The 25,287-nt window shown below is 64.1% G+C and carries 26 protein-coding genes and 1 riboswitch; of the genes, 16 read left to right on the top strand and 10 right to left on the bottom strand.

The annotated features are described in order from the left end of the window. Window positions 1–76: 76 nt before the first annotated feature. The 3 genes from HB630_RS16220 to HB630_RS16210 form a co-directional block, all read right to left on the bottom strand. Window positions 77–943 (bottom strand): xanthine dehydrogenase family protein subunit M, encoded by an 867-nt coding sequence (locus HB630_RS16220; RefSeq protein ID WP_213773254.1) that lies wholly within the window; start codon window positions 941–943, stop codon window positions 77–79. 352 nt (window positions 944–1,295) lie between these two features. After that, window positions 1,296–2,513 carry an MHYT domain-containing protein gene (locus HB630_RS16215; RefSeq protein WP_213773253.1) on the bottom strand — a complete coding sequence of 406 codons (1,218 nt, stop codon included), beginning with the start codon at window positions 2,511–2,513 and terminating at the stop codon, window positions 1,296–1,298. Window positions 2,514–2,633: 120 nt separating this feature from the next. Continuing rightward, complete coding sequence (locus tag HB630_RS16210; RefSeq protein WP_213773252.1) at window positions 2,634–3,227, bottom strand: 6,7-dimethyl-8-ribityllumazine synthase; 594 nt, start codon at window positions 3,225–3,227, stop codon at window positions 2,634–2,636. A gap of 72 nt (window positions 3,228–3,299) precedes the next feature. Continuing rightward, window positions 3,300–3,459, bottom strand: a riboswitch (FMN riboswitch). Between the two features lie 449 nt (window positions 3,460–3,908). Here HB630_RS16210 and HB630_RS16205 point away from each other — a divergent pair. Together HB630_RS16205 and proC are read left to right on the top strand one after the other, a co-directional pair. Continuing rightward, complete coding sequence (locus HB630_RS16205) at window positions 3,909–4,409, top strand: YbjN domain-containing protein (protein WP_213773251.1); 501 nt, start codon at window positions 3,909–3,911, stop codon at window positions 4,407–4,409. 234 nt (window positions 4,410–4,643) lie between these two features. Further along, window positions 4,644–5,474: a pyrroline-5-carboxylate reductase gene (gene proC, locus HB630_RS16200; RefSeq protein WP_213773250.1), complete on the top strand. Its 831-nt coding sequence runs from the start codon at window positions 4,644–4,646 to the stop codon at window positions 5,472–5,474. Between the two features lie 130 nt (window positions 5,475–5,604). On the opposite strand, the gene HB630_RS16195 is transcribed toward proC, so the two are convergent. From HB630_RS16195 to HB630_RS16180, 4 genes are all read right to left on the bottom strand, one after another. Continuing rightward, the gene (locus HB630_RS16195) at window positions 5,605–6,000 is read right to left on the bottom strand and encodes a thioesterase family protein (RefSeq protein ID WP_213773249.1); all 396 of its coding nucleotides are present in this window, start codon (window positions 5,998–6,000) and stop codon (window positions 5,605–5,607) included. Window positions 6,001–6,128: 128 nt separating this feature from the next. Then, complete coding sequence (locus tag HB630_RS16190) at window positions 6,129–6,332, bottom strand: tautomerase family protein (protein ID WP_213773248.1); 204 nt, start codon at window positions 6,330–6,332, stop codon at window positions 6,129–6,131. 140 nt (window positions 6,333–6,472) lie between these two features. Continuing rightward, window positions 6,473–7,990, bottom strand: a complete 1,518-nt coding sequence (hisS, locus tag HB630_RS16185) for a histidine--tRNA ligase (protein WP_213773247.1) — start codon at window positions 7,988–7,990, stop codon at window positions 6,473–6,475. Between the two features lie 125 nt (window positions 7,991–8,115). Further along, a complete protein-coding gene (locus HB630_RS16180; protein ID WP_213773246.1) occupies window positions 8,116–9,195 on the bottom strand; it encodes a branched-chain amino acid aminotransferase in 1,080 nt (359 codons plus the stop codon). Between the two features lie 344 nt (window positions 9,196–9,539). Here HB630_RS16180 and HB630_RS16175 point away from each other — a divergent pair, with 344 nt between their 5' ends. Genes HB630_RS16175 through HB630_RS16165 form a run of 3 tightly spaced genes read left to right on the top strand, consistent with a single transcriptional unit; the run spans window position 9,540 to window position 12,248 of the window. Then, window positions 9,540–10,106 (top strand): MarR family transcriptional regulator, encoded by a 567-nt coding sequence (locus tag HB630_RS16175; protein ID WP_213773245.1) that lies wholly within the window; start codon window positions 9,540–9,542, stop codon window positions 10,104–10,106. Further along, window positions 10,103–10,834 (top strand): response regulator transcription factor, encoded by a 732-nt coding sequence (locus HB630_RS16170; RefSeq protein ID WP_213773244.1) that lies wholly within the window; start codon window positions 10,103–10,105, stop codon window positions 10,832–10,834. The genes HB630_RS16175 and HB630_RS16170 overlap by 4 nt, the downstream gene beginning before the upstream one ends. A gap of 25 nt (window positions 10,835–10,859) precedes the next feature. After that, a complete protein-coding gene (locus HB630_RS16165; RefSeq protein ID WP_213773243.1) occupies window positions 10,860–12,248 on the top strand; it encodes an ATP-binding protein in 1,389 nt (462 codons plus the stop codon). Window positions 12,249–12,269: 21 nt separating this feature from the next. Here the strand turns inward: HB630_RS16165 and HB630_RS16160 are convergent, their stop codons facing one another. Then, complete coding sequence (locus tag HB630_RS16160) at window positions 12,270–12,824, bottom strand: DUF3617 family protein (RefSeq protein WP_213773242.1); 555 nt, start codon at window positions 12,822–12,824, stop codon at window positions 12,270–12,272. 47 nt (window positions 12,825–12,871) lie between these two features. After that, a complete protein-coding gene (locus HB630_RS16155; protein WP_213773300.1) occupies window positions 12,872–13,162 on the bottom strand; it encodes a hypothetical protein in 291 nt (96 codons plus the stop codon). Window positions 13,163–13,330: 168 nt separating this feature from the next. Here HB630_RS16155 and HB630_RS16150 point away from each other — a divergent pair, with 168 nt between their 5' ends. From HB630_RS16150 to HB630_RS16135, 4 genes are all read left to right on the top strand, one after another. Then, window positions 13,331–13,834, top strand: a complete 504-nt coding sequence (locus HB630_RS16150) for a hypothetical protein (RefSeq protein WP_213773241.1) — start codon at window positions 13,331–13,333, stop codon at window positions 13,832–13,834. Between the two features lie 272 nt (window positions 13,835–14,106). Further along, on the top strand, window positions 14,107–14,805 hold the full coding sequence (locus HB630_RS16145; protein WP_213773240.1) for a ribonuclease T2: 699 nt from the start codon (window positions 14,107–14,109) through the stop codon (window positions 14,803–14,805). Between the two features lie 140 nt (window positions 14,806–14,945). After that, window positions 14,946–15,806, top strand: a complete 861-nt coding sequence (gene rlmJ, locus HB630_RS16140; protein ID WP_213773239.1) for a 23S rRNA (adenine(2030)-N(6))-methyltransferase RlmJ — start codon at window positions 14,946–14,948, stop codon at window positions 15,804–15,806. A 362-nt stretch (window positions 15,807–16,168) separates the two neighbouring features. After that, on the top strand, window positions 16,169–16,384 hold the full coding sequence (locus HB630_RS16135) for a cold-shock protein (RefSeq protein WP_213773238.1): 216 nt from the start codon (window positions 16,169–16,171) through the stop codon (window positions 16,382–16,384). A 140-nt stretch (window positions 16,385–16,524) separates the two neighbouring features. On the opposite strand, the gene HB630_RS16130 is transcribed toward HB630_RS16135, so the two are convergent. Further along, window positions 16,525–17,145, bottom strand: a complete 621-nt coding sequence (locus HB630_RS16130; RefSeq protein WP_213773237.1) for an outer membrane protein — start codon at window positions 17,143–17,145, stop codon at window positions 16,525–16,527. 316 nt (window positions 17,146–17,461) lie between these two features. On the opposite strand from HB630_RS16130, the gene uvrC reads away from it, so the two are divergent. The 7 genes from uvrC (at window position 17,462) to HB630_RS16095 (ending at window position 25,281) form a co-directional block, all read left to right on the top strand. Continuing rightward, the gene (uvrC, locus tag HB630_RS16125) at window positions 17,462–19,561 is read left to right on the top strand and encodes an excinuclease ABC subunit UvrC (protein WP_213773236.1); all 2,100 of its coding nucleotides are present in this window, start codon (window positions 17,462–17,464) and stop codon (window positions 19,559–19,561) included. Between the two features lie 122 nt (window positions 19,562–19,683). Beyond that, on the top strand, window positions 19,684–20,310 hold the full coding sequence (pgsA, locus tag HB630_RS16120; protein WP_213773235.1) for a CDP-diacylglycerol--glycerol-3-phosphate 3-phosphatidyltransferase: 627 nt from the start codon (window positions 19,684–19,686) through the stop codon (window positions 20,308–20,310). Further along, window positions 20,307–20,558 carry a molybdopterin converting factor subunit 1 gene (gene moaD / locus HB630_RS16115; protein ID WP_213773234.1) on the top strand — a complete coding sequence of 84 codons (252 nt, stop codon included), beginning with the start codon at window positions 20,307–20,309 and terminating at the stop codon, window positions 20,556–20,558. The genes pgsA and moaD overlap by 4 nt, the downstream gene beginning before the upstream one ends. Before the next feature lie 23 nt (window positions 20,559–20,581). Then, complete coding sequence (locus HB630_RS16110) at window positions 20,582–21,049, top strand: molybdenum cofactor biosynthesis protein MoaE (RefSeq protein ID WP_213773233.1); 468 nt, start codon at window positions 20,582–20,584, stop codon at window positions 21,047–21,049. Further along, window positions 21,049–22,014 carry a 50S ribosomal protein L3 N(5)-glutamine methyltransferase gene (gene prmB / locus HB630_RS16105; RefSeq protein ID WP_213773232.1) on the top strand — a complete coding sequence of 322 codons (966 nt, stop codon included), beginning with the start codon at window positions 21,049–21,051 and terminating at the stop codon, window positions 22,012–22,014. The genes HB630_RS16110 and prmB overlap by 1 nt, the downstream gene beginning before the upstream one ends. A 140-nt stretch (window positions 22,015–22,154) precedes the next feature. Then, the gene (locus HB630_RS16100; RefSeq protein ID WP_213773231.1) at window positions 22,155–23,501 is read left to right on the top strand and encodes an aspartate aminotransferase family protein; all 1,347 of its coding nucleotides are present in this window, start codon (window positions 22,155–22,157) and stop codon (window positions 23,499–23,501) included. 361 nt (window positions 23,502–23,862) lie between these two features. Next, on the top strand, window positions 23,863–25,281 hold the full coding sequence (locus HB630_RS16095) for an EAL domain-containing protein (protein ID WP_213773230.1): 1,419 nt from the start codon (window positions 23,863–23,865) through the stop codon (window positions 25,279–25,281). Window positions 25,282–25,287 lie beyond the last annotated feature (6 nt).

Genomic DNA, 25,287 nt, shown 5'->3' with positions numbered 1-25,287 from the left:
GGCGCGCTTGCGCCGTCTCGAACCATGAACGCCGCACGTGTCGCCATCCTTCGAGACGCGCACAAAAGCGCGCTCCTCAGGACGAGGCCCGTGCAAATGCGCGCGTGAGCGCCCGCGTCACCATGATGCCGCCGACATGCTTGCGGTATTCGACCGGGCCGCGGGCGTCCGCAGCCGGCGACATGATCGCTTCCGCCGCCGCGGCCGCTTTTTTCAGCGTCGCCGCATCGAGGCCGGTGCCGATCACGGCCCTGGCGGCGTCTTCGGCCGATAGTGGCGTTTCGGCCAGATTGGTGAGGCCGATCGTGCAGGTCGCGACCTTGCCGCTCGCCATCGTCAGCACCACGGCCGCCGCCGCGGTGGCGTAGTCGCCGACCTTGCGCTTCAGCTTTTCATAGGCGTAGCCGTGACCGGCGGCAGGGGCCGGAATCGAAATCGAGGTCAGCAGTTCGCCGGGCTCGAGCGCGGTGAAATAGGCGCCCTGGTAGAATTCGGAGGCAGCGACGTCGCGCGCGCCGGACGATCCTTCGAGCCGGTAGCTCGCGCCGAGCGTCATCATCAGCGCCGGCATGTCGTTGCCGGGATCGCCATTGGCGACATTGCCGCCGATAGTGCCGCGGTAGCGTACTTGCGGATCGGCGATCAGGAGCGCGGCTTCGTGCAGGATGGGAGCAGATCTGGCGATCTCGTCCGACGCCAGCAATTCATGCTGGGTGGTCATCGCACCGATGACGATCCGGTTTCCGTCGCGGCGAATGCCTTTCAGCCCTTCGACGCCGTGCAGATCGACCAGATGCTCGGGCGTCGCCAGCCGGAGCTTCATCATCGGCACCAGGCTGTGGCCGCCGGCCAAAGGACGGGCATCGTCGCCGAGACTGGCCAGCAGCTTGACCGCATCGGCCACGGTCGCCGGCCGGTGATAGTTAAAGGGGCCCGGAATCATCGTTTCCTCCATCCGTCATTTGGTGCCCTCGGGAAGCACAAGACGTTGACAGAAACGCTCTCTCCGGAAACGTTTGCGCGCAAGATCGCGGCGCCGACGGCGTCACAAGGCGGCGAAATTCGCACGAACTGCGCTTGGCCACACACGAAATGCGTCAGCCTTGGCGACCTAACGATTTGAGAAGCAGGCTTGGCATGATCGCGGGTTCAATCCGTACGCCCATCTCAAGATCGTCGTCGGGAGAGTGCAATGCAGCGAAGTCGAACACAAGCTTCGCCCTTCGAGACAGCCGCTGAGAGGCCTCCTCAAAGCGGCGGCGATGACAACAATGATGTGAGCCTTTATCCCGCCCTTAGGCGTGGCGCCGGACCAGGCCGAGCCGGGCCTTGACCTCGGCGATCTTGGCGCGGCTGACCGGTACCCGATGCGGTGACGGACCATCGAGCTCGATCACCGCGCCGTCGCCTTCCTTGCGCACCAGCGTGACATGCGGGATCGCCACGATATGGCTGCGATGGACGCGAAGGAACAGGCTGGGATCGAGCTGGGCTTCGGCCTCCGAGATCGACCACGGGCACATGCGCTCGCGGGTGCCGTCATGCACCTTGGTATAGTGAGCGTCGGCGCGGACGCTGCGCACATCGGCGGTATCGATGAAATGCGTGCCGTCGGCGCTTTCGACCGGAAGCCGCGGCGCCGGCGCGGCACGGGGCGGCTGGCCGAGACCGCCAAGCGGCGTCGGCCTCAACCGCATACCGGCCGAGGCTACGGCCGCCTCGGTGGCGGGAATGTCGGCCTGGAGAGCGTCCGCCTCCGCCACCGAAGCCGCCACAGCGGCGGATTTGGCCGCCGCCTTTCGGCGCGGGTCCGGCACCAGCGACAATAGAAAGCCCGCGGCGATGACGAAGCACAACAGCGCCACCACCAGCGACAGAATTTGCGGCGATGCACTAAGCCCGTCGATGTGATGATGCGATTCGCCGGCCGGCGGCACCAGATGCATGCCCATCATGGCGGTGTAGTGCATGCCCGAAACCGCGATGCCGAACGCGATCGCACTGAGGATCAGTTGCACGCCGCCCCGGCGGGCCAGGAACGCGCGCAACCCGCCATAGGCCGCCGCGATCGCGATCACGACCGACAGCGCGACCATCGAGACGTCGTGCTCCATCGCGAAAGGACCGGACAGGCCGTGCATGCCGACATAATGCATGCTGGCGATGCCGAGCCCGAGCAGCACCGCCGAGCACACGACGCGCAACAGCGACGGCTCGCCGATGCTGACGAAAAACAGGGAAATTCCGACCACCAGCGCGCAGATCAGGAACGAGACAATGGTCGGCAGCACCAGATAGACCGTGCCGGCCGGCAGCGGCGCCGCCAGCATGCCGACGAAATGCATGGTCCAGATACCGACCGCGAGGAAACCCGCGGCTCCCGCGAGCAGCAGACGATGACTGGCGTCCGGCGTCCCGCGGATGCGCGCCGCGAGGCCGAAACCGGTGTAACCTCCCAGAATCGCGATCGCCACCGAGAGCGCGACGAGATAGGGATCGTGTCCTTCGAACATGATCGTCTCGGCCGCCCGTCATCACGGACGTGCCTCCTCCCGGCCCGAGTTTATAGGCGCGGCGATGGAAATGACAATCGGCCGATAGGAGTTCTCTATTAAATCGGAGTCCCCAATTAGTTAGACGATCCCCGCGGCGACCTGGCTGCGCAACCGTTCGAGACTATGCAGCGTCTGGGCGCAGGCTTCCGCGACTTCGATTCCCTTGATGACGAAGTGTTTACGGAAGAATTCGACATGCACCGCGCTCTCGTGGAATTGCTGCGGCGTCAGCACGCCCGAGAACACCGGGACTTCCGTTCGCAACTGCACATCCATCAGCGCCTTGATCACGGTGTCGGCGACGAATTCGTGGCGGTAGATGCCGCCATCGACCACCAGGCCCGCAGCCACGATCGCGGTATAGCGCCGTGTCTTGGCGAGCAGCTGCGCATGCAGCGGGATCTCAAACGAACCCGGCACCTCGAACAGATCGACCTGCGCGCGCGCGATGCCGCGCGTCTCGATCTCGTCGAGGAATGCGACGCGGCATTCATCGACCACCTCGCGATGCCAGCAGGCCTGCACGAACGCGACCCGCTGCGGCTTGAGAAATCGCGGATGCGGCGGTGTCGGCGGACGGTCGGGCGTTTCGGGAGGGTCTTTTAGGTCGGAGACTTCCAGATCGGGGGTTTTTAGTTCGGCAGCTTCGGGTTCTTGCAGCGTCTGATTCATGGCTTTCCTCTTTCAGGACCAGAACCAGGGCACACGGAACGACAACGCCGCGCGACCTGCGCGGGCTACCGCAACCGTTCTCTTTCATCCGGACTTTAACCGTCGGCCTCGGCTTCGCACCGAATCTGCTGACCCTTCACCTCAAGGAAACCTAAGGAAGAAGGCGCTCGCGGGCTTGGGCGACGTCACCCTTACCGCCGGTGGGGAGTTTCACCCCGCCCTGAGAACATCAGCCGCCCGGGACGAGCGGCTTGGGAAGAGATATGACCGCTTGCTGGCGGACCGGCAAGGACCCCGACTATCGGGAATCCGCATGACCCCCATGATTCCAAGGACATGACTCCGAAAAACGCAGCCCGCTCCGACGGCGCGGAGTCTGCTCCGGTGCCGGCCTCCTCCGCGAAGGGCCGAAAAAAATTAACGATTAAGGCGAGAAGCGGATTCCGATTCCGGTTTGTTCTTATCCCGACAATCAGGACGCGTAAGAGCTGTGGACGGGCATCGCATTGGCTGTGGACGGACTCGGCGTGCGGTTGCGCGGATTCCGCAAATCACATCACTTCACGCTGGCAGGCTGCAAGGCGTTTAAGGGGATTGCGGCCGGCAGCAGCGCGATACCTCCAGCGCGTGCCAATTCTCGCGTGCGTATCAACATAATCAAGAAGCAAGGGTCGAGACGGCATGTCCCTCCTCGAAGGCATCATCGATTCCCCGAACCATCCGCTCGCGGTGGTCGAGGATATTGCGACCGACAACAACTGGCCGTTCGAACGCTCCGGCGACGACGAAGTGACCATCGTGTCCAAGGGCGAGTGGACCGATTATCAGATGTCCTTCACCTGGATGAACGAGATCGAGGCGCTGCATCTGGCCTGCGCTTTCGACATGAAAATTCCAGCCCTGCGCCGCGCCGAGGTGCAGCGGCTGATCGCCGCGATCAACGAGCAATTATGGATCGGGCATTTCGATATCTGGACCCACACCGGCATGATCATGCACCGCCAGGCGCTGGTGCTGCCCGGCGGGATCACCGCCTCCTCCGCGCAATGCCAGACCATGCTGGCCGGCGCGATCCACGCCTGCGAACGTTACTATCCGACGTTCCAGTTCGTGGTCTGGGCCGGCAAGACCACCGCGGAGGCCATGAGCGCCTCGATGTTCGACACCGAGGGCGAGGCGTAAGGCGGCACGGTCCCCCTGCTCCTAATGTCGTCCTTGCCGGCAGGAGGGCTCGCGGCACCGTGGCCACGCATGACACCCGCGACCGGCTCCGGCGCAAAATGCCGGTGGCGCTTCGATTTTACTGCTGGAGCATGATCTTTTCGGAAAACCGGTTTCCACTTTTCCGGATCATGTTCTAGAACCGCCCGGGGGTTAGGTTCCGGTAGTCGCCGGGACGACGAGAAAGTGTCCCTGATGCCGTCAGTCACCGCCACTCAAGCGCTCTCGCAAATCAAAGGCACCATCGCGCTGGCCGGCGCGGGCAAGATGGGCGGCGCGCTGCTGCTGGGCTGGCTGACCGGCGGGCTGGACGCCAGCCGTGTCGTCGTGATCGACCCCTATCCCTCCGACGAGATCAACGCGCTGGCCCGGCGGGGCATCCGCCTGAACCCGCCGGCACGGGACGCCGTCGATACGCTGGTGATCGCGGTGAAGCCGCAATCGTTCCGCGAGGCCGGCGCCGCGTTGAAACCATTCGCCGGCCCGTCGACGCTGGTGGTCTCGATCATGGCCGGCATGACCATCGCCTCGATCTCGGAAATCTGCGGCGGCGCGGTGGTCCGCGCCATGCCCAACACCCCGGCCGCGATCGGCCGCGGCATCACGGTCGCGGTCGCCGCCGGCACTGTCAGCGCCGCGCAGCGCGCGGTGGCCGACGCGCTGCTGCGCGCCACTGGCTCGGTCGAATGGACCGGTAACGAGCAATTGATGGATGCGGTCACCGCGGTCTCCGGTTCCGGTCCCGCTTACGTGTTCCTGCTGGCGGAAGAACTGGCGCGGGCCGGGATCGAGGCCGGCCTGCCGGCGGAGCTCGCCACCAGGCTCGCGCGCGAAACCGTCGCCGGCTCCGGCGAATTGCTGCATCGCCTGGAGATTCCGGCCGCGACGCTGCGCCAGAACGTGACCTCACCCGGCGGCACCACCGCAGCCGCGCTCGACGTGCTGATGGGACCGGAGGGCATCCAGCCGCTTCTGACCCGCGCGGTCGCCGCCGCGACGAAACGCTCGAAAGAGTTGGCGAAATAATTGATCCCTCGTCCTGAGGAGGCGCGAAAGCACCGTCTCGAAGGATGGCGATAGGGAGGTTTGCGTCTCATGCTTCGAGACGCGGCTAAGAAGGCCGTTCCTCAGGATGAGGGCGGTATTGACGGCTTAGCTAGCCCGCGCCGAAGTGCCGCATGAAAGTGTCGGCATTGACCAGGCCGCGGGCGTGGCGGCCGTCACCGATCCGGCGCTTGTCGTTGAAGGCCTCGACCTCGAAGCGGATCACCCGGCGCTCCACCGCGATCACCCTGGCGACCGAACGCACGCGCCAGCCGACCGGCGTCGCGGCCGTATGCCGGATGTCGACTTCGGTGCCGAGCGTGATCCAGCCGGGTTCGAGATACGGGGCGATGGCATCGGCGGACGCCATCTCCATTTCCAGGATCATCATCGGCGTCGCATAGACCAGCGGCATGTCGGCGACGAAATGCCCGACGGTGCGCTCCGCCGGCACCACCAGCAGTCGCTCGGCGCTCATGCCGACCTTGATGACGTCGCGTGCGTCCATGATGAACCAAAATTGCTGCCGTCATTCCGGGACACGCGCTTGCGCGTGGACCCGGAATCCATACTCCCGATCGTGGTTATGGATTCCGGGTCTGCGCCAAGCGGCGCATCCCGGAATGACGAAAGGGGCTACTTCTTCGCCGCGGCGGCGCGCTCCACGAACGTCTTGCCGCCCTTCATCTTGTTATGCAGCGGCGCCTCGTTGATCTGGATCACGACGGAATCGGCATCGACGCCGAGATTCTTCACCAGCGCCTGCGTGATGTCGCGCATCATGCTGGCCTTCTGTTCGTCGGTGCGGCCGGCGGCCATGCTCACGGTGATCTCAGGCATCCTAACTACTCCCTTTGCTATTGTTCACTCGCCAGATCGTTATTGCCGGGCAAAAGCGCGGAGCGCGTCTTTGACATCGATGACTCGGCAATCCATCATTTTAAAGATGGATACGCGGGTCAAGCCCGCGCATGACGATTTCAGTTTCCCCATTTCACCTCATGGCGCGCCAGAACTTCCCGCACTTTTGCGACCAGTTCATCCTCGCTGCATGAAAACTGCGCGGGCCGGGTCTCGCGCCATTCCTGGTTGGAGGCGATCGCGGCGGCGGCTTTGGCGCCCTCGATCAGATCCTTGATCTGCACCTCGCCGCGCGCCTTCTCATCGCTGCCCTGGATGATCACGCAAGGCGAATTGCGGCGATCGGCGTATTTGAGCTGGTTGCCCATGTTCTTTGGATTGCCGAGATAAAGCTCGGCGCGAATATTGGCGTTGCGCAATTGCGCGACCATCTTCTGATAATCGGCGACGCGGTCGCGGTCGAACACGGTGACGACCACGGGACCGAATTCAGGCGTGGTGTCGATCTTGCCGAGCATCGTCAGCGCGGCCTGCAACCGCGACACGCCGATCGAAAATCCGGTCGCCGGCACCGGCTCACCGCGAAACCGCGAGACCAGACCGTCATAACGCCCGCCGCCGCCGACCGAGCCGAAGCGCACGGGACGGCCCTTTTCGTCTTTGGTTTCGAGCAGCAGTTCAACCTCGTAGACCGGGCCGGTGTAATATTCCAGACCGCGGACGACGGAAGGATCGATGCGGATGCGGTCTTCGCCATATCCCCCTGCGGTGACCAGCTTTGCGATTTCTTCCAGTTCGCTGACACCGATCTGGCCGGTCTCGCTCTTGGCTAGATAGATATCCGCCGCGGCAATCGCCTCTTTCCAATCGTGGCGCTGTTCCGTGACAGCAAGAACGACATGTGCATCGGCCGAACTAAGTTCAGCACCTTTCGTAAAGTCCCCTTTGCCTTCTTCGCCACCATCCCACCTGCCAGAACCAAGCAGCTTGCGAACCTCGTCGGCAGGAAATTTATCTAATTTGTCGATCGCCCGCAGCACCGTTAAGCGACGCCCCGCATTCTCGTCACCGCCAAGCCCGATGCTTTCCAGCACCCCATCGAGCACCTTGCGGTTGTTCACCTTCACCACGTAGGAGCCGCGCGGAATCCCCAACGCTTCCATCGTGTCGGCCGCCATCATGCACATTTCGGCATCGGCGGCCGGTGAGGCGCTGCCGACCGTATCGGCGTCGAACTGCATGAATTGCCGGAAGCGGCCGGGGCCCGGCTTCTCGTTGCGATAAACGTAGCCGGCGCGATAGCTGCGATAGGGCTTTGGCAGTGAATCGAAATTTTCCGCCACATAACGCGCCAGCGGCGCGGTCAAATCGTAGCGCAGCGAGATCCACTGCTCGTCATCGTCCTGGAACGAGAACACGCCCTCGTTGGGCCGGTCCTGGTCGGGCAGGAATTTGCCGAGCGCATCGGTGAATTCCATCGCCGGCGTCTCCACCGGCTCGAAGCCGTAGCGTTCGTAGACGGCTCGGATCTTCTCCACCATCTGCCGCGTCGCATGGATCGCGGCGGGGCCGCGGTCTTCCAGACCGCGCGGCAGGCGGGCTCTCAGTTTTTGCAGTTTTTTCGGTTTATCGGCCATATCAAGCTCTATCAGTCAACGTTGACTTACAACATAAACGTTGACTTACAACGTAAATGTCGAGCTATCAGCCACTCGGCCGACCGCTTCCCTTCCCTTCTCCCACAAGGGGAGAAGGAAACCGGTCACAGCACCTTTCTGATCCAGTCGTGCGGGTCGGGCGCGCGGCCGTACTGGATGTCGACCAGCTTCTTGCGCAGCCCCATGGCGACCGGGCCGGCCGCGCCGCCGTTGATGAGAAAATCGCCGCTGGCGGAACGCACCTTGCCGATCGGCGAGATGACGGCCGCCGTGCCGCAGGCGAAGGCTTCCTTCAGCTTTCCGCTGGCGGCGTCAGCGCGCCACTGCTCGACCGTGTAGAGTTCCTCGCGCACGCGGGTGCCGGAATCCCTGGCAAGCGCGATGATCGAATCGCGGGTGATGCCGGGCAGGATGGTGCCGAGCGGCGGCGTCGCGAGCGAACCGTCGTCGAACACGAAAAAGATGTTCATGCCGCCGAGTTCCTCGATGTAGCGGCGCTCGACCGCATCGAGGAAAACCACCTGGTCGCAGCCGTGATCCATCGCCTCGGCCTGCGCGCGCAGGCTGGCGGCGTAATTGCCGCCGCATTTGACGGCGCCGGTGCCGCCGACCGCAGCGCGCGTGTAGTGCTCCGACACCCAGATCGACACCGGCGCGGGTCCGCCCTTGAAATAGGAGCCGACCGGCGAGGCGATGACGGCGAAGATGTATTCGGCGGACGGTTTCACGCCGAGGAAGATCTCGCTCGCGATCATGAACGGCCGCAAATAGAGACTGCCCTCGCCGCCCGGTATCCAGGCGCGGTCGATGCGCACCAGTTGCTCGATCGCTTCGATGAACACCGGCTCGGGCAGCGGCGCCATCGCCATGCGCTCGGCCCCGTCCCGGAAGCGCCGGGCGTTGGCGTCGGGGCGGAACAGGTTCACGCCGCCATCGTCGCGCCTGTAGGCCTTGAGGCCTTCGAAAACTTCCTGTGCATAATGCAGCACGGCCACGGCCGGATCGAGCGAGAAATTCGCGCGGGATTCGATGCGCGCACCGTGCCAGCCCTTTGCCAGATCGTAGTGGAGCACAGCCATGTGATCGGTGAAAATCTGGCCAAAGCCCAGGTCCATCAGCCTTGCCGCGCGCTCCTGCTCGGACACCGGATTCGCCGCAGGCTGGATTTCGAATTTCAAACTCATTCCCTTGCTTTCCGCTATCGGAACCGACGCGATTTCCGGCGCCGGCCTCACTCTCCGGCTCCGCTGGCCTGATGGGTCCGGACTTCACCTGCACCAGCCTTGGTGCGCCAGCCTTGCCGCTGGTTTCCGCCGCCAACGCGTCCCACAGGACATGCTTTTGCGGAATGAGGAAGTCCAGTATGTTTGCCGTGGAAATGCCGTTCGACAATCGCACGGTAGTAGAAATTAACGGTCGGCACCGCAACCGGTGGAATTCGGCCATTTGGGGTGCAGCCGGTCGCGAAACGATCTAATATTTCACGATGACTGGCAGTTTTGTAACATTGAACCCAAGATATGTCAACATGACTGACATTAATTTCTCAAACCCGTCAGCCGGCCGGGATTCGGGGGAGTCTTCCGGCTCCTCCGCTTCCGGCCCCCTCCCCTCCGGCTTTGGCGAAACGCGGTGGGATATTATCGAACTGCTGTTCTTCGCCTACCGGGACTTTGTCGGCGACGCCGATCAGGAGCTGGAAGCGTTCGGTTTTGGCCGGGCGCATCACCGGGTGCTGCATTTCGTCCACCGCTATCCCGGCCTGAAAGTGGCCGATCTGCTCGACGTGCTGCGCATCACCAAACAGTCCTTGGGCCGGGTGCTCAAGCAATTGCTCGACGAAGGCTATATCCTGCAGCGGACCGGCAACAACGACCGCCGGCAGCGCCTTCTTTTCGCCACCGCAAAGGGCGAGGCGCTGGTGGCGAAGCTCGCCGGGCTGCAGACCGACCGGATCAACCGCGCGCTGCGGGAGATCAGCCCGGCCGGGGCGGATGCGGTCAGGGCGTTCCTGCGCGCCATGATCGATCACGACGATCCCGACAAGGTGCTGGAGATCATCCTCAAGCCCGGCAATCCAACCGCAAAGGAATGAGCGTGGCCCAGGCCGCAACCCGACCTCGCATGCCCCCGCAACCGGCCGACGACGCCCCGCATCTGCTGCTGGTCGACGACGACCGCCGCATTCGCGACCTGCTGTCGCGCTTTCTCGCCGGCGAAGGCTACCGCGTCACCACGGCGACGAGCGCCAAGGATGCGCGGGCCAAATTGCTCGGCCTGCATTTCGACATGCTCATTCTCGACGTCATGATGCCCGGCGAAACCGGCTTCGACCTCGCCCGCTTCATCCGCACCTCGTCGTCGGTGCCGATCATCATGCTGACGGCGCGGCATGAGGCGGAAAGCCGGATCGAGGGCCTGCAGATCGGCGCCGACGATTATGTGGCCAAGCCGTTCGAGCCGCGCGAACTGGTGCTGCGCATCGGCAATATCCTCAAGCGCACCGCGCCGCAGCCGGTGGAGACCTTCGAGTCGATCGCGTTCGGGCCTTACGTCTATCACCTGGAGCGCGGCGAGTTGCGCTCCGGCGACGAGGTGGTCCATCTCACCGACCGCGAGCGCGACATGCTGCGCATCCTGGCGGCGACGCCGGGCGAGACCGTGCCGCGCGGCGCGCTGACCGGCGGCGACGGCTCGGTCAACGAGCGCGCGGTGGACGTTCAGATCAACCGGCTGCGGCGCAAGATCGAGCGCGATCCCGCAAGCCCGCTCTTCCTTCAGGCCGTGCGCGGCGTCGGCTATCGCCTGGTCGCTTCCCCATGAACCGCTGGCGGCAGATCATTCACCGATGAGCACGATCGACACCGGCCTGACCCTGATCCGCACGGCGTCGCGGCGCGTGTCCGCGGCCAATGGCTGGATGGGCAACGCGTTCAAGGGCTGGATGCCGACCGGCCTCTATGCCCGCGCGCTGCTGATCATGATCGTGCCGATGGTGGTGCTGCAGTCGGTGGTGGCGTTCGTGTTCATGGAGCGGCACTGGAACACGGTGACGCAGCACCTGTCCGCCGCGGTGGTGCAGGACATCGCCAGCCTGATCGACATCTACAACGACTATCCGCAGGACAAGGACCGCGCGCTGTTGCGGCGCATCGCCCAGCAAAGACTGAACCTCGTGGTCGATTTCCTGCCTACGGGCGACCTGCCGCCGCCCGGCCCCAAGCCATTTTTCTCGCTGCTCGACCAGTCGCTGTCGCGACAGCTCGGGCGGCAGATCGGGCGGCCGTTCTGGATCGACACCGTCGGCAATTCCAACCTGGTCGAAATCCGCATCCAGCTCAACGACACGGTGATGCGGATCTTTGCCCAGCGCAGCGCGGCCTACGCCTCGAATTCGGAAATCTTCCTGTTCTGGATGGTCGGCACTTCCTCGATCCTCCTGATCGTCTCGGTCCTGTTCCTGCGCAACCAGATCCGGCCGATCCTGCGGCTGGCGGATGCCGCCGAAAGCTTCGGCAAGGGCCGTGAGGCGCCGAATTTCCGCCCGCGCGGCGCGCGCGAGGTACGCCGCGCGGCCCAGGCTTTCCTGGAGATGAAAACCCGCATCGAGCGCTCGATCGAGCAGCGCACCGCGATGCTGGCGGGCGTCTCGCACGATTTGCGCACCATCCTGACCCGCTTCAAGCTCGAACTGGAATTGATCGGCGACAGCCCCGAGGTCGACGGCATGCGCAAGGATGTCGACGAAATGTCGGGGATGCTGGAGGACTATATCGCCTTCGCCCGCGGCGACAGCGGCGAGAACGCGCAGCCGACCGACATGACCAAGGCGCTGGAGGAATTGCGCAGCGATGCCGAACGCAACGGCCACAACGCCAGCGTAAAATTCCACGGATTGCCGGTGGTCACGGTGAAGCCGGCATCGTTCAAGCGCTGCCTGGGCAATCTGGTGTCGAACGCGGCCCGCCATGCCGATGCGATCGCGATCACCGGCCACCGCGATCACCGCTATCTGACCGTCACGGTCGACGACGACGGGCCCGGCATTCCGGCCGCCATGCGCGAGGAAGTGTTCAAGCCGTTCCTGCGGCTGGACGACGCCCGCAACCAGGATGAGGGCGGCTCGGGACTCGGCCTCGCCATCGCCCGCGATATCGCACGCTCGCATGGCGGCGACATCATGCTCGGCGACAGCCCGATGGGCGGCCTCCGCGCCATCGTGCGGATCCCGGTTTAGTCGGCTTTCCAGTTCCCGGGGCTACTTCTGCATCGATTTGGGCAGCAAACTCTTCAGCTTGTCCAGATCGTGGATGTTCATCTTCAGGCCGCCGGGCATGACGATATCGCCCGGCTTCTGATCCGGCTTGCAGGCCCCGAGCCATTTCGCCTCGATCGTCATCGCGTGGTCGCCTTGCATGGCGGCTGGACCGCCCTGGGCATTGGAGGTGGACTTGACGGTGTAGGCGGAGCTGAAGTCGCCCGTGATCTCGGCATGCGAGGTGATCGATACCCCGGCGGCGCCGCAAACGGAATCGCTGACATAGCCAGTTGCGGTTTTCTGGATATCCTTCCTGGAGCAGACTTCCTTCGACATCGGCGAGAACGTCGTGAACAACTCCCTGTCGGAGGCCTCGTCGGTGCATTGCTGGATCGTCGTCTCCGGCGAAGACGAATTGGCCCGCGCCATCTTCATTTCCCACAAGCCGGCCTTTCGCAGCGGCAGCTCGTCGGCGCGTGCGCCGAACGCCGGCAACAGCAGGCAGGACGCCAGCAAACAGGGCGTCAGACAAAGCGAGATAAGCCGTTGCGTCATGTCATGCGCCTTCCGGTAAATCTTTTCCGACGAAGCTCGCGCCCCTGTCAGTAGCGGGCGCGCACCGGCCGATCGAGCGCGCCATACGGCGCCCAGCGGCAGGCAAAGGAAATGTAGCCGCCGTAATGCGGCTCTACCGCCAGGAACTTCACCACCTTGCCGTATTGCGCGCAGTGGTCGATCGCGAGCGAACGGATATCGGTCTGCTGGGTCAGGGGATAGGCGATGATGCCGCCGGTATCGTTGCCCCGGAAGGGAGGAACGGTATCGGCATGGGCCGACGAAAACGCCAGCATCCCGCAGGTGGCAACCAAGCTCGCGGCCCGAATCATTCGCATCATGGACTCCCTCATCATCGGGACATCTTAAAGCGCATCCGCGGCCGTGAAAAGAACGCCGGTGCGGAAGACCAAGGAGTTGCCGCCAAGTGTTGCCGCGTTGCACTTGACCTCGCCCCGGCTTCGCGGCACCGTCGCGCCTTGAAATATCACCTTGGCGGATCGCCCATGCTCGACATCTTCAAGTCTTTGAAACAATCCAGCCTTGGAAAAAAAGCAAATCTTGGAAAGGCCGGCGCCGCCGCTGCGCTCGGCGTGGCTCTGGGACTGCTGGCATTCGGCCAGGCCGCCGAAGCGGCCAATCCGCTGGAGCTGAACTTCTGGCTTTCCGGCCCGAAATATGACGGCCGGGTGGCTCCCTGCGAGTCGGCGCTGTCGACCATCTCCTCGCAGTTTCACGAGAAGGAAAGCACCTTCTGGAATTCCGATCTCGCCATCACCGGATTCGGCAACATTCGCGAAACCGCGTTCCGGCCCTGGCAGTCCGACAATATCCCGCGGCGCTATTGCAGCGGCGACGTCATGCTGAGCGACGGCAAGCTGCGCCACGTGCATTACTCGATCATCGAGGATGGCGGATTCGCCGGGTATGACCAGGGCGTCGAATGGTGCGTCACCGGGCTCGATCGCAACTGGGCCTATAATCCGAGCTGCCGTTCCGCCAAACCCTGATTCGCCCAAAATCCCTCCGCTGACGGCACCAGCCGCTGTTCGCGGCCGGTGGCTGCGTGTTTGTTCTTGAAATGTTCCGGCAGCCTGCTAGGCTGCAAAACGATTGAGCCTTTTGGCCTGAGCGAATCGGCGCCGAGGTCCGATCATCTTGTTGTGACGTGTTTTCTTGACGCCAACCGGAGGCCGCCTCGTTCTCAAGGTCCGGGGCAGGCCTCGCTCCAAGACGCTGTAAATGGCTGGCTGTCAGTGGCTGTAAGTTAAGGGGCATCGCCATGTTTCGTTTTCGCCGGACTTTGATCTGCGGACTGATCGCCTGCGGCCTGCTGGTCGTGGCGGCCACACTGAACGCAGGGACGGCATTGGCGCAGGACAGCCGGCAAAACGCGCCGGGCGAGTTCGACTATTACGTGCTGTCGCTGTCCTGGTCGCCTTCGTTCTGCGAGGAGGCGGAAGCGCGCGGCAGCGGCCGGCGTTCGCAGGCCCAATGCGGCGGGCGGCCATTTTCGTTCGTGGTGCATGGCCTGTGGCCGCAATATGAGCACGGCTTTCCCGAATATTGCCAGCGGCCCTCGCCGCGGCTCGCCCGCAATATCATGACGTCGATGCTCGATTTGATGCCGGCCCCCGGCCTCATCTACAGCGAATGGGACAAGCACGGCACCTGCTCGGGCCTGGACGAGCGCGCCTATTTCGAAACCATCCGCAAGGCGCGCGCGGCGGTGAAGATCCCCGAGGAATATCTCCAATTGTCGGAAGAAAAGACGGTGGCGCCCGCCGAGATCGAGGCGGCCTTCGTCAAGGCCAATCCCGGTCTCAGCACCTCCGCGATCGCCGTGACCTGCAACCGTACCCGGCTCAGCGAAATCCGCATCTGCATGAGCAAGGATTTGCAGTTCCGCTCCTGCGAGGAGATCGACCGCCGCGCCTGCCGGCGCGACCAGGTATCGATGCCGCCGCTGCGCGGCGGCTAAGCCTCAACCGTCATTCCGGGGCGATGCGCGAGCATCGGATCCGGAATCTCGAGGGTGCTAACGCACCATTCCGGAATGATGATGGCCAAGGTTACGACGGCCGGGGTTACATTCGTCGCCCGATGTCGTAACGCTTTGGCATGAACTACCGTCATGCCTTTCACGCCGGCAATTTTGCCGATGTCATCAAGCACATCGTGCTGGTGCGCATCCTGACTTATCTGCAGGAAAAGCCGGCTGCGTTCCGCGTCGTCGATACCCATGCCGGCGCGGGCGTGTACGACCTGACCTCCGAGGAAGCGCGGCGCGGCGGCGAGTGGCTCACCGGTATCGCGCGGGTGATGCAGGCGCGGTTTTCGCAGGAAGCAGGGGCGCTGATCGCGCCCTATCTCGACATTGTGAGGGCCTTCAATCCGCAGCGCGATCTCGGAACCTATCCGGGGTCGCCTTTGATCGCGCGCGCATTGCTGCGGCCGCAGGACCGGCTGACCGCATGCGAGATCGAGCCCCATGCGCGCAAGCGCCTGATCGGGGCGTTGCGCCGCGACACCCAGGCCCGTGTGGTCGATCTCGACGGCTGGATGGCGTTGCCGGCCTTCGTGCCGCCGAACGAGCGGCGCGGCCTAGTCCTGATCGATCCGCCGTTCGAAGCCAAGGATGAGTTCGAGCGGATGGCTGCAGGCTTCGCCGAAGCCTTCGCGAAATGGCCGACCGGCAGCTATTTGCTGTGGTATCCGGCGAAAAGCCGGCGCGCCACCGACAATCTGGCGCACCATGTCGCCGGGATCGTCGCATCGGCTGCATCACCCGGAAAATGCCTGCGCCTGGAATTCAGCGTCGCGCCGCAGGTTGCGGGCACGGCGCTGGCCTCGGCCGGCCTTTTGCTCGTCAATCCGCCCTGGATGCTTGCGAACGAGCTCAGGATCATCCTTCCCGAGCTTGAAAAGCCGCTCGGCCAGGGCGGCGCCGGCCGCTTCAGGCTCGAAGTGCCTAAACCTTAGAGCCTTTTCGGTTCTGATGGCATCAGAACCGAGGCTTGCTTCTTTTGTTTTAACGCGTCTTCTTCACGCCAACCGGAAAGCCACTTCGCTCGAAAACGCTCTAAATCTATCAACAGCGCTTGCTAAAAGTCTGATTTCGTCCGTAGGCAATTTGCCGAAATCTGATTATGCTTAGTTGCTATAATGGACTGGCTTTACGTTCCGCTTCCGCGAATGGTAGCGGCGGAGTGATTGGGCCTCAATTTTTTTAAGGCGGATCGGCGGTGTCGCCTCATCCGCAAGTGATGGCCAAGCTTCCGGCAGCGAATGTCCGGTCGGGCCGATACGCAAAAAGCGTAGCGGCTGAGCGGGGGAGTTTCCCGATGGCCATGACTGGGACGGTTAAGTTCTTCAATGCGGAGCGCGGTTACGGCTTCATCAAGCCCGACGATGGCGGTCGCGACGTGTTCGTTCATGTCACCGCGGTCGAACGCGCGGGATTGAAGGACCTGGCCGAAGGACAACGGATCACCTTCGAGGTTGAACCGGACAAGAAGGGCAAGGGCCCGAAAGCGGTCAACCTGGTGGTTTCATCGTAGGGTTGTTGCGGTTCCGACAAGATCGGAGCTTTAGCTTTGGTTTGGCGCGTTTTTCGGCGCGAATTTTGTTCGAAAACACGACAAAAAAATCCCGGCCGCAAGCGGCCGGGAGGTTTTGACACGGTATTTTCTTGTTGATCTCAGAAATGATAGTTCACGCCGGCGCGCAGCACGCCGAACTGGTAGCCGTTCGACGCCCCGGTGATGCTGAAACGCTCGTCCGAAAGATCGACATAGAGATATTCGACCTTGGCGCTCCAGTTCGGCGCGATGCCGAATTCCGCACCGACACCCGCCGTCCAGCCCGCAGTGGTGTGGGATTCCGACAGCCCATAGGTCTCGCCGCGCGTTTCGCCGAACGCCAGACCGCCGGTGCCGTAGAACAGGATGTTGCTGAAGGCGTAGCCGACCCGGCCGCGCACCGTTCCGAACCACGGGTTCGAGAATTTCCAGGGCGCGAAGGTGTCGTCCGCGCCACTGATCTGGATGTCGCCTTCGACGCCGAACACCAGCGGACCCGATTGCCAATTGTAACCGCCCTGCAGGCCGCCTTCCAATCCGGACGGGCTGGTCGGATTGCGATCGACCGAACCCCAGGCGTAGCCGAGATTGCCGCCGAGATAGGGACCGGCCCAGCTATAGGCGTTGAGCGGCTGGTTGACCGTGTAGGGAGCCCGCCCATAGGGCAGATCGGCCGCCTGCGCCGACATGATCCCGCTTCCGGCGATCACCGCCAAAGCCCGCAAAGCAACCTTACTCATCACCCTACTCCACATTACGCGACAGCCGCGACCGCGGTTCGAGAACCCGCATGGTTACGGAATTCCAATTCTTTCAAGCGGATTTATCGAGAGTTTTAAGTTAAAGGCCTGTTAAGCGCCGTTAGCGCTCCGCTCATCATTGTTAAGAGAACCTTACCGGGACGGAACCGGCGCAGGGCGCGGCCGGCAAACCCGGGCAAGCCTTGGGCGTCAAGCCTTGAGCGTCAGGCCCTGGGCGTTTCGCATCAAACTTCCCGGTCCCGGCGGCCACCCCAGGAACTTCAAATCGGCCGCATCCGCGCTTAAGTTCAGGTCCATGGCTCACGATTCCACTGAACAACCGGGAACATCGGCTCCTCGGGAGCGCCCGCGCGGCCCCGAGGCGGAGCTGCCGACGCCGGACGGATCCGCAGGCGATATCGATCCGGCGACCGCCATCGCCGAGGACGATGACGAGGTGCGGCTGCCCGATGTCCCGGAGGAGCCTGTCGAAGCGATCGCGGAAGGGACGCTGGCGGTCGGTCACGGCGCGATCGAGAACGCGGTGCGGCTGGCACCGACCTCGCCCGGCGTCTACCGCATGCTCAACGCGGCCAACGACGTGCTCTATGTCGGCAAGGCCAAGAACGTCCGCAAGCGGCTGTCGTCCTATGCGCGGGTCAACGCGCCGCTGCCGGCACGCATCCTGCGCATGATCGCGGCCACCGTCACGGTGGAGATCATCTCCACCACGACGGAGACCGAGGCGCTGCTGCTCGAGGCCAACCTGATCAAGCAGCTGCGCCCGCGCTTTAACGTGCAGCTGCGCGACGACAAATCATTCCCCTATATTCTGATCACCGGGGATCATTGGGCGCCGCAGATCCTCAAGCACCGCGGCGCGCAGTCGCGGCCCGGCCGGTATTTCGGCCCGTTCGCTTCCGCCGGCGCGGTCAACCGCACCATCACGGCGTTGCAGCGCGCGTTCCTGATCCGCTCCTGCACCGATGGATTTTTCGAAAGCCGCACCCGGCCCTGCCTGCTCTACCAGATCCGGCGCTGCTCGGGCCCATGCACCGGCGAGGTCGATTTTCCCGGCTATACCGAACTGGTGCGCGAGGCGACCGGATTCCTGTCCGGCCGCAGCCGTTCGGTGAAGCAGGAACTCGCCGCCGAGATGGAAAAGGCTTCGGCCGAGCTCGAATTCGAGACCGCGGCGGTCTATCGCGACCGCCTCGCCGCGCTGTCGGCGATCCAGTCGCAGCAGGGCATCAATCCCCGCACCGTCGAGGAAGCCGACGTGTTCGCCATCCACCAGGATGGCGGCTATTCCTGCGTCGAAGTGTTCTTCTTCCGCACCGGCCAGAACTGGGGCAACCGCGCCTATTTCCCGCGCGCGGAGAAATCCTTCACCCCGGAAGAGGTGCTGGGCTCGTTCCTGGCGCAGTTCTACGACGACAAGCCGCCGCCGAAACTCGTGTTACTGTCGCACAAGATCGAGGAACCGGAACTGCTGGCCGATGCGCTGTCGGTCAAGGCCGGGTTCAAGGTCGAGGTCTCGACGCCTCAGCGCGGCGAGAAGAAGGAACTGGTCACGCACGCCCTGACCAATGCGCGCGAGGCGCTCGGGCGCAAGCTGGCGGACACCGCGACCCAGAGCCGGCTGTTGCAGGGGCTGGCCACGACGCTCGGCCTGCCGCAACCGCTGCGGCGGATCGAGGTCTACGACAACAGCCACATCCAGGGCACCAACGCGGTCGGCGCCATGATCGTGGCGGGGCCGGACGGCTTCATCAAGAACCAGTACCGCAAGTTCAACATCCGCTCCGAGGGCCTGACGCCGGGCGACGACTACGCGATGATGCGCGAAGTATTGCAGCGGCGCTTCAAGCGGCTGCTCGCGCCTGCGGACGATGGCGCCACGGCCGGGACCGACGGAACCAAAGCGCACGGCAGCAAGGCGGACGACGATTCCTTTCCGCAATGGCCCGATCTCGTCATTATCGACGGCGGCCGCGGCCAGCTCAACGCCGTCAGGGAGATTTTCGAGAGCCTGGGGCTATCGCGGGTTTCGCTGCTGGCGGTCGCCAAGGGACCAGACCGCGACGCCGGCCGTGAAACCCTGTTCATGCCGGACCGCGAGGCGATCAAGCTCGAACCGCGCGACCCCGTGCTGTATTTCATCCAGCGGCTGCGCGACGAGGCCCATCGCTTCGTGATCGGCTCGCACCGCAAGCTGCGCAAAAAGGACATCCGCGAGGCCGGATTGCAGGAAATTCCCGGCATCGGCCCGTCGCGGAAACGGGCCTTGCTGCATCATTTTGGAACGTTGAAGGAGATCGAACGGGCGTCGATCGCCGACCTCGGCAAGGTCCCGGGCGTCAGCGCGGAAAGCGCCCGCAAGATTTTCGAGTTTTTCCACGCGCAGCCGGGTTGAGGGCAGGTTTCGCGTCATATTTGCATGGTCTACAGCGGATCAGTGGTCTAGAGCAGACCGGTTGAACGGACCATTTGCGCCATACGGTTGACCTTCATGCTGCGGCGGTATTGGTAAGGCGGATGAACATCGCGACAACACGAACGACGAGGGGCACGGCGAAAGGCACGTTGTCCCTGCCGAATATCCTGACCTGCGCCCGCATCATCGCGATCCCGGTGGTGGTGGGCTGCATCTATGCGCAGGCCATCATGGACGGGCCGCTGTGGCTGCGCTGGGTGGCGCTGGCCGTGTTCATCGCCGCGGGCATCACCGATTATCTCGACGGCTATTACGCGCGGATCTGGAACCAGCATTCCGCCTTCGGCCGGATGCTCGATCCGATCGCCGACAAGCTCCTGGTGGCGTCCTGCCTGTTGATGCTGGCGGCGGACGGGATCATCCACGGCTGGACGCTGTGGGCCGCAATCGTGATCCTGTGCCGCGAAATCCTGGTGTCGGGCCTGCGGGAATATCTCGCCGGCCTGCGGGTCAGCGTGCCCGTGACCCGGCTCGCCAAGTGGAAGACGACCATGCAGCTGATCGCGATCGGCTTCCTGCTCGCGGGCGAGGCCGGGGACGAGATCGTTCCGGTCATCACCCAGCTCGGCCTGCTGCTGTTGTGGGCATCGGCGATCTTCACGATCTATACCGGCTGGGACTATTTCCGCGCCGGCATCCATCACCTCATCGAGGAGGATGAAGGATGAAAGTCAAATATTTCGCCTGGGTGCGCGAACGGATCGGCAAGCCGGAGGAAACCATCGAGCCGCCGGCCGATGTCCGCACCGTCGAGGATCTGATCGGCTGGCTGGCGCGTCAGGGCGAGACCTATGCCTACGCCTTCGAGCGGCCGCGGGTGATCCGCGCCGCGATCGACCATAGCCATGTCAGGCCGGACGCCATGATCGCCGGCGCCCGTGAGATCGCTTTTTTCCCGCCAATGACCGGCGGATAAACCTTCACCATCGCGACCACCGCATGACCGCCATCGTAACCATCCGCGTCCAGGAAGCCGATTTCGACGTCGCGCGCGAGATCGAAGCGCTGACGCGCGGCCGCAAGGATATCGGCGCGGTGGTGAGCTTTTCCGGGATCTGCCGGGACGGCGACGGCGGCGCCTCGCTCGCCGCGCTCACGCTTGAGCATTATCCCGGCATGGCGGAAGCCGAGATCACCCGCCACGCCAACGAGGCGATGTCGCGCTGGCCGCTGACCGGCCTGACCGTCATTCACCGCGTCGGCCGCATCACGCCCGGCGAGAACATCGTGCTGGTGCTGACCGCCTCGCAGCACCGGCAGGCGGCGTTCCAGGCGGCCGAATTCCTGATGGATTACCTGAAGACCAGCGCGCCGTTCTGGAAGCGCGAGGAAAACGCCGATGGCGCGGACTGGGTCGAGGCCCGCGATCGTGACGACGCGGCGGCCGCACGCTGGACCCGGTCCTGATGGCGAAACGCGCCAAGACGGCCGCCAAGCGCGGCCGCACCGTCTCCCGGTTTCCGAAAGTCGCTCCCGGCGAACTGCTGACGCCGATCGATTTCGTCCGCTATGCGGTGAGCCGTTTCGCCGAGGCGAAGCTGGTGTTCGCGCACGGCACCACCGATCCCGTGGCCGAGGCCGCGTTCCTGGTCTGCGAAATCCTGCATCTGCATCCCGACCAGTTCGAGACCTTCATGCATGCGCGGGTGACGAAGGCCGAGGCGAAACAAATCCTCGACGTCATCGCCCGGCGCATCGCCACGCGTAAACCGGCCGCCTATCTCGTCAACAAGATCTATATGCGCGGCCTGCCGTTCTATGTCGACGAACGCACCATCGTGCCGCGCTCCTTCATCGGCGAGTTGCTGGACTCGCATTTCGGCGAGCACGGCGGCGAGGACGGCGGCTCGCTGATCGACGATCCCGGAGCGGTGGAGACCGTGCTCGACCTTTGCACCGGTTCCGGCTGCCTCGCCGTACTCGCCAGCCGGGCATTCCCGGACGCGCAAGTGGACGCGGTGGACATCTCCAAGGGCGCGATCGAGGTCGCCACGCGCAATGTCGCCGATTACGGTCTTGAAGACCGGGTGACGCTCTACCGGGGCGATCTGTTCGACCCCCTCGGCGGCAGGCGGTACGACCTGATCATTTCCAACCCGCCCTATGTCGACGCGGACGGCATGGCGGCGCTGCCGCGCGAATGCCGCGCCGAGCCGAGCCTGGCCTTCGATGGCGGCGCCGACGGGCTCGCCATCGTCAGGCGCATTCTGGCGGAAGCCGGCCGGCACCTGACGCCGCAAGGCGGGCTATTGTGCGAGATCGGCCGCGGCCGCGAGCTGCTGGAGGCCGCCTTTCCGCAATTGCCGCTGCTATGGCTCGACACCGAGGAATCCGAAGGCGAGGTGTTCTGGATCGGCGCCGCCGACCTGTAAGGCCGGCTTTCCCGCGGGGCTGCATGGCCCCGAAAACCGTCCGATTGGGACAAAATAGTACAGCCTTTGACGTTCCCGTGCGGTGCCGAAACTGATAGTTTGCAGGCAACCGCCAACCCCTAAGACATGAAGAGGCCCCTATGCTCGACAAGAGCCCACGCTCCGCCGCCGTCAACGTTCCGAACGACCTTGCCGCGCACTGGATGCCGTTCACCGCCAACCGGGCCTTCAAGAAGGCGCCGCGTTTGCTCGCCGGCGCCAAGGACATGCACTACATCACCGTCGACGGCCGTAAGATCATCGACGCCGCGTCGGGCATGTGGTGTACCAATGCCGGCCACGGTCGCACCCAGATTTCGTCCGCGATCGCCAAGCAGGCCGAGGCGCTGGACTATGCGCCGCCGTTCCAGTTCGGCATTCCGCAGGCCTTCGAACTCGCAAGCCGCATCGCCGATCTGGCGCCGGACGGGCTCGACCACGTGTTCTTCTGCAATTCCGGCTCGGAAGCCGCCGACACCGCGCTCAAGATCGCGCTGGCCTACCACCAGATCAACAGCCAGGGCTCGCGCACCCGCCTGATCGGCCGCGTGCGCGGCTATCACGGCGTCGGCTTCGGCGGGACTTCCGTGGGCGGCATCGTCAACAACCGCAAGCTGTTCGGCACGCTGCTGGCCGGCGTCGATCACCTGCCCGCGACCTACGACCGCGAGAAGCAGGCCTTCACCAAGGGCGAGCCGGAATATGGCGCGCATTTCGCCGATGAACTGGAGAACCTGGTCAATCTGCACGGCGCCAACACCATCGCCGCCGTGATCGTCGAACCGATGGCCGGCTCGACCGGCGTGCTGCCGCCGCCGAAGGGCTATCTCAAGCGGCTGCGCGAGATCACCCAGAAGCACGGCATCCTGCTGATTTTCGACGAGGTCATCACCGGCTATGGCCGGCTCGGCTACGCCTTCGCCGCGGAACGTTACGGCGTGCTGCCGGACATGATCACCTTCGCCAAGGGCATCACCAACGGCGCGGCGCCGATGGGCGGCGTGATCGTGCGCGACACCATCCATGACGCCTTCATGAGCGGCCCGGAGCACATGGTCGAGTTCACCCACGGCTATACCTATTCGGCGCATCCGATCGCCTGCGCCGCGGGTCTGGCCACCCTCGACATCTATCGCGACGAAAAGCTGTTCGAGCGCGCCAACAAGCTCGAGCCGAAATTCGCCGACGCTGTGATGACGCTGAAGGGCCAGCCCAACGTGGTCGACATCCGCACCATCGGCCTGACCGCCGGCATCGACCTTGCCTCGCGGCCGGACGCCGCCGGCAAGCGCGGCTACGACGCGATGGTCAGCGCCTTCCACGACAACGACCTGATGCTGCGCATCGCCGGCGATACGCTGGCGCTGACGCCGCCTTTGATCATCAGCGAAGAGCAGATCGGCGAGATCGTCGAGAAGGTCGCCAAGGTGATCCGCGCGGTCGCGTAACATCCCTTCCCGGCCTCTCCCCGCCAGACGGGAGGGGCCGGACTTCGCGTATAAAAATTTGCATGGATTGAGAATTCCGGCGAGGATGCGGTGTCCTCGCCGTCCCGAGCGGACAATGCCAGCCACACCCCGCCAAGAACGGGGCGATGGAGCTGCCGCCAGCCAGGCTGCGGAACATCCGGCCGCACCAGAGAACATCAGAGCCTTACCGGCTCTGATTGCATCAGAACCGGGCTCTAACATTTTGTTCTGACGCGTTTTCTTCGCGCGAACCGGAATCCACTTCGCTCGAAAACGCTATAGCCCCTCGAATCAACATTGATGCTAAGGTTGCCGCGCTTGGGGGAGCGTCGCGCGCAACATGATCCGTATTTCGACAATTTTCATCGCCATCTGCATGGTGCTGGTCGCAGCCTCGCTCGGCCTCGTCCTGTATTCGGTCGCAGGAATCAGCGGAACCGAATCCGCGATCGTGGCGCTCACCGCGCTGACCTTCCTGATCCTCTACAACGCCGTATCGATGCGGCTGCGCGACCGCACCGACGTCGGCAGCCAGATCGCTGATTTGTCGCGCGGCACCGCCGATCTCGCCCGTCAGATCGCCGAATTCGGACGGCGGCTTTCCGCGGTCGAGGGCCGTGTCGCCTCGGCGAATTCCACCGGCGCGGACCGTATTCAATCCGTCATGGGCGAAATCGGTGAACTGGGCATGCTGGTCAAGCAGCTCGCCGCCTCCGTCGCAGCGCATGACGAAATGCTGGCGTCAGGCATTGCGGCCGCAGCGGCGGCCAGCAAGCCGGCGGATCACCGGCAGCAGGAATTGCCGCCGTCCGGCGAAGCCTCCGGCGCTGTGGCGGCTCCCGCAGCGACAGCGCCCGCCCCTTCCCGCAACCCGGTACACGTGCTTGCGGCCGTGAAAAGCGCCGTGGAGGAGAACCGGCTCGATCTCTATCTGCAGCCGATGGTGACCCTGCCGCAGCGCAAGGTTCGGTTCTACGAAGCCGTGACCCGCCTGCGCGACGACAAGGACCAGGTCATCACCGCCGATGATTTCGTCGGGATCGCGGAAGCCGCCGGGCTGATCGGCCGGATCGACCATATGGTGATGCTGCGCTGCGTGCAGGTGCTGCGCCGGCTGATGGTCCGCAACAAGGAAGTCGGGATCTTCTGCAACGTCGCCGCGGCCACGCTGGCCCATCCGGCGACCTTCGCGCAATGCCTCGATTTCCTCGAGGCCAACCGCGCGCTGGCCCCCTCCTTCGTGCTCGAATTCAAGCAGGCGACGTTCCGCAACATGGGCCCGACCGAGGCCGAACATCTGGCGGCCCTGGCGCAACGCGGCTTCCGATTCTCCATTGATCATGTCACCGATCTCAGATTCGAGCCGCGCGACCTCGCCGACCGCGGCGTCCGCTTCATCAAGGTTCCCGCGGCGCTGCTGCTCGATGTCAGGCAAAGCTCGACATCCGACATCCATCCTTCCGACCTTTCCGATCTGCTCGGCCGCTTCGGAATCGACCTGATCGCCGAACGGATCGAAGGGGAACGCGCGGTGGTCGACCTGCTCGACTACGATGTCCGGTTCGGACAGGGCTTCCTGTTTGCGCCGCCGCGGCCGTTGCGGCCGGAAGGCGCATCTGCTACCGGCGGGACCGCTCCCACCAAGGCGCAGGACAGCAATGGTTCCGGCAACACCGCTCCCGCCGATATCCCGGCGATCAATTCTCCCAGAGCCACCGGCAATGCCGCGCTGGCGCGGCGCATCGCAGGACCGGGCTAGCCGGCG

It is taken from the genome of Bradyrhizobium sp. dw_78 (assembly GCF_018449525.1).
Lineage (GTDB): Bacteria > Pseudomonadota > Alphaproteobacteria > Rhizobiales > Xanthobacteraceae > Bradyrhizobium.
The sequence above is the reverse complement of the archived record's forward strand: the minus strand, read 5'-3'. Positions and strand labels throughout refer to the sequence as shown.